This is a genomic window from Kitasatospora sp. NPDC091335, assembly GCF_044757205.1.
Taxonomy (GTDB): domain Bacteria; phylum Actinomycetota; class Actinomycetes; order Streptomycetales; family Streptomycetaceae; genus Kitasatospora.
In genome coordinates this window covers 486,310-506,232 of sequence record NZ_JBIVUM010000003.1, presented here as the reverse complement: position 1 = coordinate 506,232, position 19,923 = coordinate 486,310, and the positions used below count along the sequence as shown (strand labels likewise).

Sequence of the window (19,923 nt, the reverse complement as noted above, 5' to 3'; positions counted from 1 at the left end):
AGCCGACCATGACGCCTTCGACGCCTTCGAAGCGGGACCGCGCCGCCGCGCTGCCCGCCGACCTGCGCGAGGCCCTGCGGCAGCGGCTGGCCGGCCGGTCCGGCGGCGGTGCCGAGGCCGCCGGCCGGGCCATCCCGCGCGCCGACCGCGGCCGTCCGCTGCCGGCCTCCTTCGTCCAGCAGCGGCTCTGGTTCCTGGACCGGCTGCGCCCCGGCGACCCGCGCTACAACAGCGCCGTCGCCCTGCGGTTCACCGGAGAGCTGGACCGCACGGCGCTCGCCGCGGCGCTCACCGCCGTGGTGGCGCGCCACGAGGCGCTGCGCACCGTCTTCGAGGAGGACGACGGGCGGCCGGTGCAGCGCGTCCGCCCCGCCGCCCCGGTGCCGCTGCCGGTCCTGGCACCGGACGCGGGGGAGAGCCTGGACGACGTCCTGCTGCGGGAGTACTCCCGGCCCTTCGACCTCGCGCGGGGGCCGCTGCTGCGCGCCCTGCTGGTCGCCGAGGCGGAGCACTCCCACGTGCTCCAGCTGACCGCCCACCACATCGTCACCGACGGCTGGTCGATGGGCGTCGTCCTGGACGAACTGTGCACCGCCCACGCCGCCCTGGCCCGCGGCGAGGAGCCCGATCTGCCCGAAGTCGCCGCCCAGTACCCCGACTTCGCGCTCTGGCAGCGCGAACAGCTGTCCGGCGACCGGCTGGAACGGCAGCTCGCCCACTGGCGGGAGAAGCTGGCCGGCGCGGTGCCGCCCGCACTGCCGCTGGACCACCCCCGGCGCGGCGAGGAGGCGGGCCCCGGCGCCCTGCACGCCTTCACCGTCCCCGCGCCGCTCACCGCCCGGCTGCGCGCCCTCGCGGCCGAACGGCAGACCACCCTCAACACCGCGCTGGTGGCCGGCACCCAGGCGCTGCTGGCCCGCTGGTCCGGGCAGCCGGACGTCACCGTCGGCTCGCTGACGGCCGGGCGCTCCCGCACCGAGCTGGAACGGGCCGTCGGCTGCTTCGTCAACACCGTGGTGCTGCGCACCCCGGTCGAGCCCGGCGCCTCCTTCCGCGACCTGCTCGCGGCCGCCACCGAGACCGGCAACGACGCCCTCGCGCACGGCGACACGCCCTTCGAACGGCTCGTCGAAGCGGTCGGCGCGCCCCGCGAGGCCGGCCGCAACCCGCTGTTCGACGTGCTGGTCCTGCTGCACCCCGCCCCGCCCGCGGCCGGCACCGCCGACGGGCCCGCCACCGCCCCGGTCACCGTGCCCCGGCAGGCCGCCACCTTCGACCTCAGCGTGGAGTTCGTCCCCGACGGCGAGGCGCTCACCGGCGTCCTGGAGTACCGCGCCGACCTCTTCGACGCGCCCACCGCCGCGCGGATGGCCGGCCAGCTGCTGCGGCTGCTGGAGGGCGCAGCCACCGAACCAGACCGCCCGCTCGGCACCCTGCCGCTGCTCTCCGCGCGGGAGACCGCGCAGGTCACCCGGGACTGGAACGGCACCGCGCTGCCCGTCGAGGAGACCAGCCTCCCCGAACTGTTCCGGCGCCGGGCGGCCCTGACCCCGGACGCCCCGGCCCTGGTCGCCGGGGAGGAACGGCTCGACCACGCGACCCTGGACGCCCGCGCCGAACGGCTCGCCCGCCACCTGGCCGCCCGCGGCGCCGGCCCCGAACGGCTGGTCGCCCTGCGACTGCCGCGCACCGCCGACCTGGTGGTCGCCGTCCTCGCGGTCTGGAAGACCGGCGCCGGCTACCTGCCGCTGGACCCGGCGCTGCCCGAGGAGCGGGTGCGCCACCTGCTGGAGGACGCCCGCCCGGCCCTGCTGCTGGACGAGCCGACGCTGCGCACCCTGGCGGACACCGACCCCGGCGACACCGGCCCGCTCGCCCCGCCGGACCCGGACACCACCGCGTACGTGCTCTACACCTCGGGCTCCACCGGCCGCCCCAAGGGCGTCACCGTCCCGCACCGCGCCCTGGTCCACCTGCTCGCCGCCCACCGGGCGGGCTTCGTCGCCGACGCCGGCGGCGGGCCGCTGCGGGTCGCGCTGACCGCCTCCTTCTCCTTCGACACCTCGCTGGAGGGCGTGCTGCTGCTGGCCGACGGCCACCCGCTGCACCTGGTCGACGAGACCACCAGGATGGACCCGGCCGCCCTGGTCGAGTACGTGGTGCGCCACCGGATCGACTTCCTCGACCTCACCCCCTCCTACCTGCGCCAACTGCTGCCCGCCGGGCTGCTCGACGACCCCCGCCACCGCCCCCGGGTGCTGATGCTCGGCGGCGAGGCGGTCGGCCCCCGGCTCTGGCGCGACCTCGCCGCCAGGACCGGGGTGGCCGCCTACAACTACTACGGCCCCACCGAGTGCACCGTCGACGCCCTCGCCTGCCGGATCGACGGCGGGGACCGGCCGCTGGTGGGCCGCCCGCTGCCCAACATCCGCGCCTACGTCCTGGACGGGCGGCTGCGGCCGGTGCCGCCCGGGGTGAGCGGCGAGCTCCACCTGGCCGGCGCCCAGGTCGCCCGCGGCTACGCCGGCCGCCCCGGCCCGACCGCCGCCCGCTTCACCGCCGACCCGTACGGCCCGCCCGGCACCCGGATGTACCGCACCGGCGACCTCGCCCGCTGGACGGCCGACGGGCGCCTGGAGTACCTCGGGCGCGCCGACGACCAGGTCAAGGTGCGCGGCCACCGGATCGAACCCGGCGAGGTCGAGGCCGCCCTGCTCGACCTGCCCGGTGTCGCGGGCGCCGCCGTCCTCGCCGTGCCGGACGTCCACGGCCACGCCCGGCTGGCCGCCTACCTGGTCTTCACCGACGGCGCCGCCCGCCCCGCCGCCGAACTGCGCGCCGCCCTGCGCCGGGTGCTGCCCGACCACCTGGTGCCGTCCTCCTTCACCGTGCTCGACGCGCTGCCGCTCACCACCAGCGGCAAGCTGGACCGCCGCGCCCTGCCCGCCCCCGGAACCGACGCCGGGGAAGGCGGGTTCACCGCCCCGCGGACCCCCGAGGAGGAGACCCTCGCGGCGATCTGGGCCGAGGTGCTGGGCGTGCCGCGGGTCGGCGTCACCGACAACTTCTTCGAACTCGGCGGCGACTCCATCCTCAGCATCCAGGCCGTCTCCCGGGCCCGCGCCGCCGGGCTGCGGATCGGCTCCCAGGACGTCTTCCGCCACCAGACCGTCGCCGACCTGGCCGCCGCGGCCCGCACCGCCGGGGCGCCGGCCGCCGTCGAGCGCCGCCGGGAGGCCGGGCCGGCCCCGCTCACCCCGGTCCAGGAGTGGTTCTTCGCCGCCCACGGCCCGCTGCGGCACTTCACCATGTCGATGCTGCTCGACCTGCCGCACCGGCTCGACGAACCGGCCCTGGAACGGGCGCTGGACGCACTGGTCGCCGCCCACCCGGCGCTGCGCACCCGCTTCACCCCGGCCGGCGCCGGCCGGCGTCAGGAGCCGGCCGCCGACGCCGGACCGCTCCTCACCCGGCTCGACCCGCCCGCCCCCGGCGAGGACCCCGAGGCCGCCGGGCTGCGGGCCGCCGAGGCCGCCCGCGCCGAGCTGGACCCGGCCGCCGGCACCCTGCTGCGCGCGGTCCTGTTCAGGACCGGCGGCGAGGAACGGCCCCGGCTCTTCCTGACCGCCCACCACCTCGCCGTGGACAGCGTCTCCTGGCGGGTGCTGCTCGCCGACCTGCACCAGGCCTACCGGCAGGCCGCCGGGGGCGGCACTCCGCGGCCGGAGCCCGAGCCCACCGCGTTCACCGACTGGGCGCACCGGCTCGCCGAACTGGTCGGGGCCGGCGGCCTGGACGAGGACCTGCCGTACTGGACCGCCGAGACCGCCACCCCCGCCGAGCCGCTGCCCGTCGACCTGCCCGGCACCCCCACGGCCGGCTCGGTGCGCACCCTGCGCACCCGGCTCGACCCGGCCACCACCGAGGCGCTGCTGCGCAAGGTCCCCGAGGTCTACCGCACCCAGGTCAACGACGTGCTGCTCAGCGCGCTGGGCCGGGCCCTGGCCGACTGGACCGGCAGCGGCCGGGTCACCGTCGCCCTGGAGGGCCACGGCCGCGAGGAGCTCTTCGACGACCTCGACCTCTCCCGCACCGTCGGCTGGTTCACCACCCAGTACCCCGTCACCCTGGAGCTGCCCGGGGACGCGGACTGGGCCGCCACCCTCAAGCGGGTCAAGGAGCGGCTGCGCGCCGTGCCCCGCCGCGGCCTCGGCTACGAGGCGCTGGCCAGGCTCGGCTCGCCCTCGGAGGGCGCCGCGGCCCTGCGGGACGTCCCGCTGCCGCAGGTCTGCTTCAACTACCACGGACAGTGGACCGCCCCCGCGGCCGGCGACTTCGCCCCCGCCGGGCAGGCCCCGGGCCGCGACCTCGCCCCGGACGAGCCGCTCGACCACCTGCTGGACGTCTCCGCCGTGGTCGCCGACGGCGCCCTGGAACTCACCTGGCACTACAGCGACCGGGTGCACCGGGAGGAGACCGTCCGGGCCCTGGCCGGGGCGACCACCGCCGCCCTGACCGGCATCGTCGAGCACTGCGCCGCCCCCGGCGCCGGCGGCCGCACCCCCTCCGACTACCCGCTGGCCGGCCTCGACCAGGCCGCGCTGGACCGGCTGGTCGGCGACGGCCGGGACGTCGAGGACCTGCTGCCGCTCACCCCGCTCCAGGAGGGCATGCTCTTCCACCGCCTGGTCGGCGGCCCCGACGACGTCTACCTCGACCAGGCCGCCCTGCTGCTGGAGGGCGTCGCCGACCCGCAAGCCCTCGCGCTGGCCTGGCAGCGGGTCGCCGACCGCACCCCCGCGCTGCGCACCGGCGTCGTCTGGGAGGGCGTCCCCGCCCCGCTCCAGGTGGTGCGCCGCGCCGTCCGGCTGCCGGTGACCCACCTCGACCTGCGGGCCGCCGCCCCGGCCGAGCGCGCCGAGCGGCTGGCCCGGCTGCGCGCCGAGGACCTCGCGCTCGGCCTGGACATCGCCACCGCCCCGCTCACCCGGCTCACCCTGGTCCGGCTGCCCGAGGCCCGGCTCCAGCTGCTCTGGACCTCCCACCACCTGATCCTGGACGGCTGGAGCCTCGCCCAGGTGCTTACCGACGTGTTCGCCGAGTACGCGGCGCTCACCACCGGCGGCGCCCCCGTCCCGGCGGTGCGCCGGCCCTTCGCCGACTACGTGCGCTGGCTGTCCGAGCAGGACACCGGGGCCGCCCGCACCCACTGGCGGTCCGTCCTGGACGGCTTCGCCACCGCCACCCCGCTCCCGGCCGACCGGGTCCGCCGGGAGGCCCACCGGGCCCGCTCGGCGGGCAGCCACAGCGCCGCCCTGTCCGAGCAGGTCTCCGACCGACTGGCCAGCGCCGCACGGCAGTCCGGGCTGACCCTCGGCACCGTGGTGCAGGGCGCCTGGGCGCTGCTGCTGTCCCGCTACAGCGGCGAGCCCGACGTGCTGTTCGGCACCACCGTGTCCGGCCGCCCCGAGGAGCTGCCCGGCGTCGAGTCGATGATCGGCATGTTCATCAACACCCTGCCCACCAGGGTCACGGTGGACGGCGCCCGCACCGCCGCCGACTGGCTGCGCGACCTCCAGGACGGCCAGGCCGAGGCCCGCCGGCACGCCGCCGTCTCGCTCGCCGAACTCACCGGCTACAGCGACGTCCCCGCCGGCAGCGCGCTGTTCGACAGCATCGTCGCCTTCGAGAACTACCCCTTCGACGACGCCCGCGCCGCCGGCACCGGGGTGCGGCTGGCCGAGGTCTCCTCCCGGGACACCACCAACTTCCCGCTGGTGCTGCGCGCCTACCAGGGCGGCCAGGTCGGCTTCGACCTCGCCTACGACCCCGACCTGTTCGACGCGGCGACCGTCCAGGCCCTCGCCGAACGGCTCCGGCTGCTGCTCACCGGCCTGGCCGCCGGCCTGGACCGCCCGCTGCGCGAACTCGCCTGGACCACCGCCGAGGAGCGGCACCGGCTGCTCGTCGACCGGAACGGCACCGCCCAGGGCCGGCCCCGGCACACCCTGCCCGAGCTGTTCGAGGCCCAGGCCGCCCGCACCCCGCACGCCCGGGCCGTCAGCTGCGGCGCGGAGCACCTCGACTACGCCGAACTGGACGCCAGGGCCGGCCGGCTCGCCCACCGGCTGGCCGAGTACGGCGCCGCCCCCGAGCGGTACGTCGCCCTCGCGCTGCCCCGCACCACCGACCTGGTGGTGGCCGTCCTCGCCGTCCTCAAGACCGGCGCGGCCTACCTGCCGCTCGACCCGGGCCTGCCCGCCGAACGCCGCGCCGAACTGCTGCGCGACGCCGCCCCGGTGGCCCTGGTGACCCTCGACGAGCCGGCCGGCGTCGACATCCCCGTCCTCGCCCTCGCCCACCCCGGGGTGCGCGCCGACCTGGCCCGGCGCCCCGCGGGCCCGCTCGCCCCCGGCCGGCGCCCGCTGCCCGACAGCCCCGCCTACGCCATCTTCACCTCGGGCTCCACCGGCCGCCCCAAGGGCGTGGTGGTGCCGCACGCCAACGTGGTGCGGCTGTTCGAGCAGACCAGGGAGCTGTTCGGCTTCGGCGCCGACGACGTCTGGACGCTGTTCCACTCCTACACCTTCGACTTCTCGGTCTGGGAGCTGTGGGGCCCGCTGCTGCACGGCGGCCGGCTCGTCGTGGTGCCCGAGGACACCGCCCGCTCCCCGGAGGACTTCCTGCGGCTGCTCGCCGACGAGCGGGTCACCGTCCTCAACCAGACCCCGTCCGCGTTCCACCAGCTGGCCCGCGCCGACGCCGAACACCCCGAACTGGCAAGCAGGCTGGCGCTGCGCACGGTGGTCTTCGGCGGCGAGGCGCTGGACGTCAGCCGGCTCGCCGGCTGGTACCGGCGCCACCCCGACGACGCGCCGCGCCTGGTGAACATGTACGGCATCACCGAGACCACCGTGCACGTCACCCACGCCGCCCTGGACCGCGCCACCGTCACCGCCACCGCCGGCGGCCCCGGGCCGATCGGCACCGGCATCGCCGACCTGCGGCTGTACCTGCTCGACGGCGACCTCGCCCCGGTGCCCCCCGGCGCGGTCGGCGAACTGTACGTGGCGGGGGAGGGCCTGGCCCGCGGCTACCTCAACCGCCCCGGGCTGACCGCCGGCCGCTTCACCGCCGACCCGTTCGGCGCCCCCGGCACCCGGATGTACCGCACCGGCGACCGGGCCCGCCGGCAGGCCGACGGCACCCTGCGCTACCTCGGCCGCGCCGACCAGCAGGTCAAGATCCGCGGCTACCGGATCGAACCCGGCGAGATCGAGGCCGCCCTCCAGACCCACCCGGGCGTGGCCCTGGCCACCGTCGGCGTCCACCAGGACGCCTCCGGCACCCGCCGGCTGGTGGCCCACCTCGTCGGCGACGACCCGGCCCGGCCGCCGTCCGCCGCCGACCTGCGCGCCCACCTGGAGCGGCTGCTGCCCGCCTACCTGGTGCCCGCCGCCTACGTCCCGCTGGCCGCCCTGCCGCTCACCCCCAACGGCAAGCTCGACCGGCGCGCCCTGCCGGTGCCGGGCCCGGACGGCTTCGCCGCGGGCGGCGAGCGCACCGCGCCCCGCACCCGCGCCGAGCGGCTGGTCGCCGAGGCCTGGACGGAGGTCCTGGACACCGGAGCGATCGGCGCCGAGGACGACTTCTTCGCCCTCGGCGGAGACTCCATCCTCGCCGTGCGGGTCACCGCCAGGCTGCGCGCCGCCTTCGGCTCCGCCGACCTCTCGCCCCGGCTGCTGTTCACCCACCCCGTGCTCGCCGACCTCGCCGAGGCGCTCGGCGAGCCGGCCCCCGACACCTCACGGCCCCTCATCCCCGCCGCCGACCCGTCCGCCGAACCGCCGCTCTCCCACGCCCAGCAGCGCCTCTGGTTCCTCGACCGCTTCGAGCCCGGCAGCACCGAGTACACCTCGCTGGCGGTGCTGCGGCTGCGCGGCGCCCTCGACCGGGCGGCGCTGGGCGGCGCCCTGGACGCCCTGGTCGCCCGGCACGAGGCGCTGCGCACCACCTACGCCGAACGCGACGGCCGGGCCCGGCAGGTGGTGCACCCGCCGCACCCCGTGGACCTGCCCGGCGAGGACGTCCTCCCGGCGGACCTGGACGCCCGGCTGGAGCGGATCGCCGCCACCCCCTTCGACCTCGCGGCCGGCCCCGTGCTGCGCGCCCACCTGCTCCGGCCGGCCGAACGGGAGCACGTCCTGGTCCTGGCCGTGCACCACATCGCCACCGACGGCTGGTCGATGGGCGTCCTGGGCCGCGACCTCGGCGAGCTGTACGCCGCCGCCCTCGAAGGGCGCCCGCCACGGCTGCCCGCGCTGCCCGTCAGGTACGCCGACTACGCGGCCTGGCAGCGCACCCGCACCGCCGCCGCCGAGGCCGACCTCGACCACTGGCGCCGGACCCTGGCCGGCCTGGCCCCGCTGGAACTGCCCACCGACCGGCCGCGCCCGGCGATCCGGAGCAGGGCGGGCGCGCTGGTCACCTTCACGCTGCCCGCCGGGCTGACCGCCAGGCTGCGCGAGCGCGCCCGGGAGGCCGACGGCACCCTCTACACCGTCCTGCTGGCCGCCTGCCAGGTGCTGCTGTCCCGCTGGTCCGGGCAGCGGGACGTCGCCGTCGGCACCGTCACCTCCGGCCGCGAGCAGGGCGAACTCCACGACGTGGTCGGGATGTTCGTCAACACCCTGGTGCTGCGCGGCGACATCCGCCCCGAGCTCACCTTCCACGAACTGCTGACCGCCACCCGGCACACCGTCCTGGACGCCCTGGCCCACCAGGAGGTGCCCTTCGAACGGCTGGTGGACACCCTCCAGCCGGAGCGCGACACCAGCCGCACCCCGCTGTTCCAGGTCATGGTGGCGCTGCACAACCTCGGCGCCGAGGCGCCCCGGCTGCCGGGACTGACGGTGGAGCCGGTCACCCCGCCGGTCCGCAACGCCACCTTCGACCTCTCCTTCGACTTCGCCGAGCACGACGGCGGCCTCACCGGCTACCTGGAGTACGACACCGGGCTGTTCGACGCCCGCACCGCCGAACAGCTGACCGGCCGGCTGGCCACCCTGCTGGCGGCCGTCGCCGAGGCACCGCGGACGGCCGTCGGCGCGCTGCCGCTGATGACGGACGACGAGCGCCGCGAGGTGCTGCGGCAGGGACTCGGCGAACCCCTGCCGGGTCCCGGCACCACCTTCACCGCCCTGTTCGAGGAGCAGGCCGCCCGCACCCCGGACGCCACCGCGCTGGTCGCCGGGGACGCCACCCTGGACTACGCCGCCCTCAACGCCAGGGCCAACCGGCTCGCCCGCCACCTGGCCGCCCTCGGCGCGGGCCCCGAACAGGTGGTCGCCGTCCGGCTGCCGCGCACCTCGGACCTGCCGGTCGCGCTGCTCGCCGTGCTCAAGGCGGGCGCCGCCGTCCAGTTCGTCGACCCGGACCTGCCCGCCGAACGGGCCGCCCTGCTGCTCGACGACACCCGGCCGCACACCGTGCTGACCGGGCGGACCCTGCGCGAGGTGCCCTGGGACGACCTGGCGGGCCACGACCTGACCGACACCGAGCGGACCGCCCCGCTGCTGCCCGGGCACCCCGCCTACCTCATCCACACCTCGGGCTCGACCGGCCGGCCCAAGGGCGTGCTCGTCGAACACCGCCAGCTGGTCAACCTCTGCCGCGACCACCGCGAGGGGCTGCTCGCCCCGCACACCGCCGACGGCGGCCGGCTGCGGGCCGCGCTCAGCGCCTCCTTCTCCTTCGACACCAGCTGGCTGGGCCCGCTGCTGCTGGCGTACGGCCAGGAACTCCACCTGATCGACGAGGACGTCAGGCTCGACCCGCAGGCCTTCTGCGCCCGGATCGTCGAACAGCGCCTCGACGTCGTCAACGTGACCCCGTCCTACCTGCGCGAACTCACCGCCGCCGGACTGCTCGCCGCCGCCCCGCACCACCCGCGCCTGCTGCTGGTCGGCGGCGAGGCCGTCCCCGCCGCCACCTGGCGGGAACTGGCCGCCGCGCACGCCGAGTACGGCGTCACCGCGTACAACCTGTACGGGCCCACCGAGTGCACCGTCGACGCCACCTACACCCGCTGCGCCGACCACCCCGAGCGCCCGGTGATCGGCCGGCCCGGCCGCAACCTCAGCGCCCACGTGCTCGACGGCGCGCTGCGCCCGGTGCCGCCCGGCACACCGGGGGAGCTGTACCTGGGCGGCGAGCAGGTCGCCCGCGGCTACCTGAACCGGCCGGGGCTGACCGCCGCCCGCTTCCTCGCCGACCCCTACGGCCCGCCCGGGGCCCGGATGTACCGCACCGGGGACCTGGCCCGCCGGGCGGCGGACGGGCAGCTGGAGTTCCTCGGCCGGGCCGACGCCCAGGTCAAGATCCGCGGCTTCCGGATCGAGCCCGGCGAGGTGGAGGCCGCGCTGCTGACCCACCCGGACGTCGCCGACTGCGCCGTCGCCGCCCGTGAACAGGGCGGCCGCACCATGCTGGTCGGCTACCCGGTGCCGGCCGGCGACCGGGTGCCGCCCGCCGAGGACCTGCGGACCTGGCTGCGCCGCACCCTGCCCGACCACCTGGTGCCCACCGCCTTCGTCCCGCTGGCCCGCATCCCGCGCACCACCAGCGGCAAGACCGACCGGCGCGCCCTGCCCGCCCCGCCCGCCCAGCCGGACCGCACCACCCCCTACGTCGCACCCCGCCCGGGCACCGAGCAGCGGCTCGCCGCCATCTGGGCCGAGGTGCTCGGCGTGGAGCGGGTCGGCGCCAGGGACAACTTCTTCGCGCTCGGCGGCGACTCCATCCTCAGCATCCAGATCGTCTCCCGGGCCCGCGCCGCCGGGCTCGCGCTCACCACCAAGGACGTCTTCCGCTACCAGAACGTCGCCGAACTCGCCCTGTGCGCCGGAACGTCGTCCCCGGCGGCCGCCGAGGAGGCCGAGCCCGCCGAGGCGCCGCTCACCCCGATCCAGCACTGGTACCTCGACGGCCGCCGGCCCGGCGACCCGCTGCGCTTCACCATGACCCAGCGGCTGGCGCTGGCCCCGGACACCGACCCGGCCGCCCTGCGCGGCGCCGTGCTCGCCCTGGCCGGACACCACCCGGCGCTGCGCACCCGCTTCCGCCACGGCGAGGCCGGCTGGCGCCAGGAGGTCCTGGACCAGGCACCGGACGGCATCCTCACCCACCACCGGGACGGCGCCGAGGACGCGGTGCAGCGCGCCGCCGAGGAGGCCCAGCGCTCCCTCGACCCGGTCGAGGGGCGGATGCTGCGCGCCCTGCACTTCGACGGCGGCGAAGGACGGCCCGCCCAGCTCGTCCTGACCGTCCACCACCTCGCCGTGGACGGCGTCTCCTGGCGCGTCCTGCTGGCCGACCTCGAAGCGGCCTACCGCGCGGCCCGCACCGGCGCACCCGTCCGGCTGCCCGAGCCCGGCACCTCCCACGGCCGGTGGGCCACCCGGCTGGAGCGGCACACCCGCTCCGGCGCCCTGGACGGCGACATCCCGTACTGGACCCGCACCGGCGAGGCCCCGGCCGCCCTGCCCGCGGGACGGCCCGGGCCCAACACCCACGGCACCGCCGCCACCCTCACCGTGACGCTCGACGAACGGACCACCGGGGCGCTGCTGCGCGAGGTGCCCGCCGTCTACCGCACCCAGGTCAACGACGTGCTGCTCAGCGCCCTCGGCCGCACCCTGGCCCGCTGGTGCGGCCGGGCGACGGTGCCGATCGGCGTGGAGGGCCACGGCCGCGAGGACCTGTTCCCCGGCCTCGACCTGTCCAGGACGGTCGGCTGGTTCACCGCCGAGTTCCCGCTCGCGCTGCGCGTCGACCCCGAGGCCGGCTGGCACGACACCCTGCGCTCGGTCAAGGAACAGCTGCGCGCCGTCCCGCTGCGCGGCCTCAGCCACGGCGCGCTGCGGCAGCTGCGCCCGTCCGCCCTGCCGGACGGCGCCGCCGCACCGCAGGTCGGCTTCAACTACCACGGCCAGTGGGACACCCGCGCCGGCGCCGACGGGCTGCTGCGCGGCTCGCTGCCCCCGGCCGGGCGGGACACCGACCCCGACGAGCCCCGCCCCTACCTGCTGGACGTCGTCGGGGCGGTCCAGGACGGCCGGCTCGAACTGGGCTGGACGTACCCCCCGGCCGTCTACGACGAGGCGACCGTCCGGGACCTCGCCGAGCAGACCCTCCGGGCGCTGCGCGAGCTGGCCGAGCACTGCGCGAGCCCCGGCGCCGGCGGGCGCACCCCGTCGGACTTCCCGCTGGCCGGCCTCGACCAGGAGCGGCTGGACGGCCTGGTCGGCGACGGCCGCGACACCGAGGACGTGCTGCCGCTCACCCCGCTCCAGTCCGGCATGCTGTTCCACGGCCTGGTCGGCGAGGACGGCGCCTACGTGGACCGGATCGCGGTGCGGCTGGCCGGCGTCGCCGACCCGGCGGCCTTCGCCGAGGCCTGGCAGCTGGTCGCCGACCGCACCCCCGCGCTGCGCACCGCCGTGCACTGGCGCGGCCTGCCGCACCCCGTCCAGGTGGTCGCCCGGCACGCCGCGCTGCCCGTCCGGCAGCTCGACCGGCGCGCGCTGACGCCCGGGCAGCTGGGCGCGGAGACCGAGCGGCTGCTCGCCGAGGAGCGCGCCACCGGGATGGACCTGGGCACCGCCCCGCTCACCCGGCTGACCCTGGCCGCGCTGCCCGACGACGAGGTGCTGCTGCTCTGGTCCACCCACCACGTGATCCTGGACGGCTGGAGCACCGGCCAGCTGCTCACCGAGGTCTGCGAGGAGTACGCCGCGCTGACCGGCGGACCGCAGGCCCCCCGCCCCGTCCGGCGCCCGTTCGCGGACTTCCTGGCCTGGCTGCGCGAACAGGACGGGCAGGCCGCCGAGGACCACTGGACCGACGCCCTGGCCGGGTTCACCGAACGGACCGCGCTGCCCTACGACCGCGGGCCCGGCGGAGCCCACCGGGCCCGCTCCACCGCCGCCGTCCACCGCACCCTGGACGAGGCCCTCTCCGACCGGCTGCGCTCACGGGCCGCGGCCGCGGGACTGACCGTCAACACCCTGGTCGAGGGCGCCTGGGCGCTGCTGCTGGCCCGCTACGGCGGCACCGGGGACGTGGTCTTCGGCACCACCGTCTCCGGGCGCCCGGCCGAACTGCCCGGCGTCGAGACGATGATCGGCCTGTTCATCAACACCGTGCCGGCGCGGGTACAGATCCCCGCGACCGGCGTACTGCCCTGGCTGCGCGACCTCCAGGACCGGCAGAGCGACGGCCGCCGCCACGACCACCTGGCGCTGCACCGGATCCAGACCCTGAGCGAACTGCCCGCCGGGGAACCGCTGTTCGACAGCATGGTGGTGTTCGAGAACTACCCCGTCGACGAGTCCGCCGCCGACCGAACCGGCGTCCGGGTCGCCGAGGTGCGCGCCGACGACGCGACCACCTTCCCCTGGTGCCTGCGCGCCCACCTGAGCGGGCAGCTCGCCTTCGACCTGGCGTACGACCCCGCGCTCTTCGACCGGCGCACGGCCGGGGACGCCGCCGACCGCCTCGCCCTGCTGCTGGCCGCCCTCGCCGACGGTCTGGACGGCGACCTCGCCGCGCTGGACCCGCTCACCCCGGCCGACCGCGCGCTGCTGGCCTCCTGGCACACCACCGCCCGCCCGCCGGCGCCGGGCAGCCCGCTGCCGGTCTTCGCCGAGCGGGTCCGCCAGACCCCCGACGCCCCCGCCGTGCGCGACGGCGGGCGCGAACTGAGCTACCGCGGCCTGGACGACTGGTCCGACCGGCTGGCCGCCCGGCTGCTCGCCGACGGCCTGGCCCCCGAGGGCCGGGTGGCCCTGACGATGGACCGCGGCGCCGAACTCGTCGTCGCCCAGCTGGCCGTCCTCAAGGCCGGCGGCGCCTACCTGCCCGTCGACCGGCGCGCCCCCGAGGAACGCCGCCGCACCCTGCTCGACCGGGCCGGCGCGGGCCTGCTGCTGACCGCCGGGCAGGTCGCCGCCGTACGCGACGAACCGGCCGGGCCGACCGCGCCCGCACTGCCGCCCGCCGACCCCGACCGGCTCGCGTACGTGATGTACACCTCCGGCTCCACCGGCGAGCCCAAGGCCGTCGCCGTCCGGCACCGCGACGTGGCCTCGCTCGCCACCGACAGCCGCTTCACCGACGGCCGCTGCGCCCGGGTCCTGCTGCACTCGCCGGTCGCCTTCGACGCCGCCACCTTCGAGGTGTGGGCGCCGCTGCTGAACGGCGGCTGCGTGCTCGTCGCCCCCGAAGGACCGGTGGACGCCACGCTGCTGCGCCGGCTCGCCGGACCGGACGGGCCGACCGCGCTCTGGCTCACCGCCGGGCTGTTCCGGCTGCTCGCCCAGGACGCGCCGGACTGCTTCACCGGCCTGCGCACCCTGTGGACCGGCGGGGACGTGGTGCCCGCCGCCGCCGTGCGCCGGGTCCTGGCCGCCTGCCCCGGGCTGACCGTGGTGGACGGCTACGGCCCCACCGAGACCACCACCTTCGCCACCGCCCACGCCCTGCCCGACGCGACGGCGGTGCCCGACACCGTGCCGATCGGCCGGCCGCTGGACGACCGCCGGGTGCACGTCCTGGACCGGCGGCTGCGGCCCGTCCCGCCGGGCTGCGCGGGCGAACTGTACGTGGCCGGCGAGGGTGTGGCCCGCGGCTACCTCGGCCGGCCCGGCGCCACCGCGGCCCGCTTCCTCGCCGACCCGGCCGGCCCGCCCGGCGCCCGGATGTACCGCACCGGGGATCTCGCCCGGCGCCGCACCGACGGCACCGTCGAGTTCCTCGGCCGCGCCGACGACCAGGTGAAGATCCGCGGCTTCCGGGTCGAGCCCGGCGAGGTGGAGTCCGCGCTCGCCGCCCACCCGCTGGTCACCGACGTCGCCGTGGTGGTCCGCGAGGACCGGCCCGGCGCCCGCCGGCTGGTCGCCTACCCCGTCGGCCCCGTCGACCCGGAGGAGCTGCGGGCCTTCGCCGCCCGCGCACTGCCCGACTACCTCGTCCCGGCCGCCTTCGTCCCGCTCGCCGCCCTCCCGCTCAGCCGCAACGGCAAGGTCGACCGCGCCGCCCTCCCGGCGCCGGAGCGGGAGCCCGGCGGCGGACGGGCCCGGGTCGAACCGCGCACCGAGGCCGAACGCCGCACCGCCGAGGTCTTCGCCGAGGTCCTCGGCATCCGCCCGCCCGGCATGGCGGAGGGGTTCTTCGAACTCGGCGGCGACTCCATCCTCAGCATCCGGCTCGCCGCCCGGCTGGCCGAGGCCTTCGGTACCGACCTCGGCCCCCGCGCCGTCTTCGACCACCCCACCCCGGCCGGCCTCGCCCGGCTGCTCACCTCGGAGCCCGCCGCCCCGGCGCGCCCACCGGTGCGCCCGGTCGCCCGCGAGGGCGCCGCCCCGATGTCCCACGCCCAGCAACGGCTCTGGTTCCTGGAGGAGTTCGCCCCCGGCGGCGCCGAGTACGTCACCGCGCTCGCGCTGCGGCTGCGCGGCAGCCTCGACCCCGGCGCGCTCGGCGCGGCCCTGACCGCCCTGGCGGCCCGCCACGAGTCGCTGCGCACCACCTTCGACAGCGTCGACGGCCACGGCGTCCAGCTCGTCCACCCGCCGCGGGACGTCCCGCTGCCCCTGCACGACCTCTCCGCACTGCCGCCGGAAGACCGGGAACGGGCGCTGCGCGACCTGCTCGCCGCCGAACGCGCCCGCCCCTTCGACCTGCGCCGCGGCCCGCTGCTGCGCGCCGCCCTGGCCCGGCCCGCCGACGGCGACCACGTGCTGGCGCTGACCCTGCACCACATCGTCACCGACGGCTGGTCCACCGCCGTACTGCTCACCGACCTGGCCCACCTCTACCGGGCCGAACTCGGCTCCGAGGACGCCGAATTGGCGCCACTGCCGGTCCAGTACGCCGACTACGCCCACTGGCAGCGCACCGAAGGCGCCCCCGCCGGGGAACAGCTCGGCTACTGGAGGCGCCGGCTGGACGGCGTCGTACCGCTGCGGCTGCCCACCGACCGGCCCCGGCCCGCGGTGCGCACCAGCAACGGCGCCACCGCCCGGCTGGAGCTGCCCGCCGACACCGCCCGCCGGCTGGCCCTGGCCGGCCGGGAGCGCGGAACCACCCTGTTCACCACCCTGGTCGCCGCCGCCCAGGCCTACCTGGCCCGGCTCGGCGGGGACACCGACATCACCGTCGGCACCGTCACCTCCGGCCGCGACCGGCCCGAGGTCCAGCAGCTCGTCGGGTTCTTCGTCAACACCCTGGCGCTGCGCTCCCGGGTCGACCCCGCGCAGCCCTTCGCCGCGTTCCTCGGCGAGGTGCGGCAGACCGTCCTGGACGCCTTCGCCCACCAGGACGTGCCCTTCGAGAAGGTGGTCGACGAGGTCCAGCCGGTACGCGACACCAGCCGCAGCCCGCTCTTCCAGGTCCTCGTCGTACTCCAGAACACCCCGTCCGCCGACCTCGACCTGCCGGGCCTCGACGTGAGCGACATCGAGACCGACAGCACCCGGACGGCCTTCGACCTGGTGCTGGAGTTCGCCGAGGCCGAGGGCGGCGCGCTGCACGGCCTGCTCACCTACAACACCGACCTGTTCGACCCGGCCACCGTCGAACGGATGGCCGGCCAGCTCGCCGCCCTGCTCACCGCCGTCGCCCGGGACCCGGAGTGCGCCGTCGGCGCGCTGCCGCTGGCCGGCCAGGACACGCCGCCCGCCGACCCCCGGGGCACCTTCCGCCCGGTCGCCGAGGCCACCCTGCCCGCCCTGTTCGAACGCCAGGCCGCCCGCACCCCAGGGGCGCCCGCGCTGCTCGACGGCGAACGGGAGCTCAGCTACGCCGAACTGGACCGGGCCGCCAACCGGCTGGCCCACCACCTGATCGGGCGCGGCGTCGGACCGGAGCGGCTGGTCGCCCTCGCGCTGCCCCGCTCGGCGGCCATGGTCGTCGCCCAGCTCGCCGTCGCCAAGGCCGGCGGCGCCTTCCTCCCCGTCGACCCCGACTACCCGGCGCCCCGGCGGGAGTTCATGGTCCGCGACGCCGGAGCGCACCTGCTGCTCGACGACCCGGCCCTGGTGTGGGCCGCCGAGGGGCCGGACACCGCGCCCACCGACGCCGACCGCGGCGCCGCCCTCACCCCCGCCCACCCGGCCTACGTCATCTACACCTCGGGCTCCACCGGCACGCCCAAGGGCGTCCAGGTGACCCACACCGGCCTCGCCGTCTTCGCCGCGGCCGCCGCCGAGCAGTACGCCGTCGGCCCCGGCGACCGGGTGCTCCAGTTCGCCTCGCCCAGCTTCGACGCCTCCGTCCTGGAACTCTGCACCTCCCTGCTCTCCGGGGCCGCGCTGGTCACCGGGGAGGAGGGCCCGCTGGTCGGCGAACGGCTCGCCGAGGTGCTGGCCGTCCGCCGGATCAGCCACACCCTGATCCCCCCGGCCGCGCTGGCCACCATGGAACCGGAGACCGCCGCCGCCCTGCCAGGGCTGCGCACCCTGGTGGTCGGCGCCGAGGCCTGCCCGGCCGACCTGGTCGACACCTGGGCCCCCGGCCGCCGGATGGTCAACTCCTACGGCCCCACCGAGGCCACCGTGGTCGCCACCTGGACCGGACCGCTCGCCCCCGGCACCGGCAGCCCCGCGATCGGCCGGCCCAGCGGCGCCACCCGCGCGTACGTCCTGGACACCGCCCTGCGGCCGGTGCCGCCCGGCATCACCGGAGAGCTCTACCTGGCCGGCCCCGGCCTCGCCCGCGGCTACCTCGGCCGCCCCGGCCTCACCGCCCAGCGCTTCCTCGCCGACCCGCACGGCGCCCCCGGCACCCGGATGTACCGCACCGGCGACCTCGCCCGCCGCGACGCCGACGGGCAACTGCGGTTCGCCGGACGCGCCGACGAGCAGATCAAGCTCCGCGGCTTCCGGATCGAACCGGGCGAGATCGAGAGCGCCCTGCGCGGCAGCCCGCTGGTCCGCGACGCCGTCGTCACCGTCCGCGCCGACGGCCCCGGCGGCGGACGGCTGGTCGCCCACGTCGTCCCCGCGGACCCCGCCGAAGGCGCACCCGCCGCCGAACTGCGGCTCCACCTCGCCGAGTCGCTGCCACCGCACCTCGTCCCCGCGGCCTTCGTCCCGCTGAACCGGCTCCCGCTCACCCCCAACGGCAAGCTCGACCGGCGGGCCCTGCCCGACCCCGGACCTGCCCAGCCGATCACCGGGCCCGGCCGGGCTCCCGGGACCGACACCGAACGCCGGATCGCCCGGATCTGGGCCGACGTCCTCGGCCTGGAGGCGGTCGGCGCCGACGACAACTTCTTCCTGCTCGGCGGCGACTCCATCCTCAGCATGCAGGTGGTGTCCCGGCTGCGCGGGGACGGCCTGCACCTGGCCACCCGCGACCTGTTCAGCCACCAGACCGTGGCCGAACTGGCCACCGTCGTCCGCACCGCCACCGAACGCGCGGACGACGGCCCGGTCACCGGCGACGTGCCGCTCACCCCCATCCAGGAGTGGTTCCTGACCACCCCGCGCACCGCCCACCACCACTTCAACCAGTCCACCCTGCTCGAACTCGGCACCGACCCCGACCCGGAGGCGCTGCGCGCCGCCCTCGACGCCCTGCTGGAACACCACGACGCCCTGCGGATGCGCTTCACCCACGACGCGGACGGCTGGCACCAGTTCAACCCGCCGCCCGCCCCCGCCGAGGACCTCCTGCTCCGCCACGACCTCACCGGACAGAGCGCCGAAGCCGCCGGTGCCGCCATGGCCAAGGCCGCCGACGACCTGCACGCCGGCTTCGACCTGGCCCGCGGCCCGCTGCTGCGCGCCGCCCTGTTCACCGGCCACCCCGACCACCCGGCGCTGCTGCTCCTGGTCGCCCACCACCTCGTCGTCGACGCCGTCTCCTGGCGGGTGCTCCGCGACGACCTGGAGAGCGCCCACCGGCAGGCCGTCCAGGGCGGGCCGATCACCCTGGGGGAGCGCGGCACCTCCTTCCGCGACTGGGCGCGGCGGCTCGCCGGCCACGTCGCCGAGGGCGGCCTCGACCACGAACTCCCGTACTGGGAGGAGGCGGTGAGCGCCCGCGCGGCCCTGCCCGGACGCCCGGCGGCGCCCGGCGAGGCGGAGACCGCGGCCGCCGGCGGCGACACGGAGACCGCGGCCGTCACCGTCGAACTCGACGAGGCCGACACCGAGGCGCTGCTGCGCGCCGCCCCCGCCGCCTACCGCACCCGGGTCAACGACGTCCTGCTGGCCGCCCTCGCCCTCGCCCTGGCCCGCTGGAGCGGCCGGGAACGGATCGGCCTCGACCTGGAGGGACACGGCCGGGAGGACCTGCTGGACGGCGTCGACCTGTCCCGTACGGTCGGCTGGTTCACCACCGTCCACCCCGTCAGCTTCGACGTCCCCGACCCCGCGGACCTCGGCCCCGACCGCGACTGGCGCGCCCTGGTGAAGGCCGTCCGCCGCCGACTGCGCGCGGTGCCCGGCAACGGCCTCGGTTTCGGCGCCCTGCGCACCTTCGGCACGCCCGGGGTCCGCGAGCGCCTCGCCGCCGCCGGCCACGGCCAGGTCGTCTTCAACTACCTCGGCCAGTGGGACGCCAGGCCCGAGGCCGCGGGCGACGGCCTGGTCCGCGCCGAACTCGGCTCCTTCGGCCAGGACCACGACCCCGGGGACGGCGGCTCCCACCCGCTGGAGGTGGTCGGCGCCGCCCAGGCGGGCCGCCTCGCCTTCACCTGGCACCACCGCCCCGCCGTCCACGACACCGAGGCGGTGCGCCGGGCCGCCGGGGACTTCGCCGAGGCGCTGCGGCAGATCGCCCGGCACGCGAGGGGAGACCGCTGACGACACCCGACACCCCTACCGGATCCACCACCGACCGACGATGACGAAGGAG

1 protein-coding gene is annotated in these 19,923 nt (G+C 77.3%); it reads left to right on the top strand.

From position 1 onward, the window contains the following. Window positions 1-8: 8 nt before the first annotated feature. The gene (locus ACIQOW_RS10835) at window positions 9-19,871 is read left to right on the top strand and encodes a non-ribosomal peptide synthase/polyketide synthase (protein ID WP_401082503.1); all 19,863 of its coding nucleotides are present in this window, start codon (window positions 9-11) and stop codon (window positions 19,869-19,871) included. Window positions 19,872-19,923 lie beyond the last annotated feature (52 nt).

Coding starts and splice junctions, on each gene's coding strand:
- ACIQOW_RS10835 (WP_401082503.1), top strand. CDS start 9: ATGACGCCTTCGACGCCTTCGAAGCGGGACCGCGCCGCCGCGCTGCCC.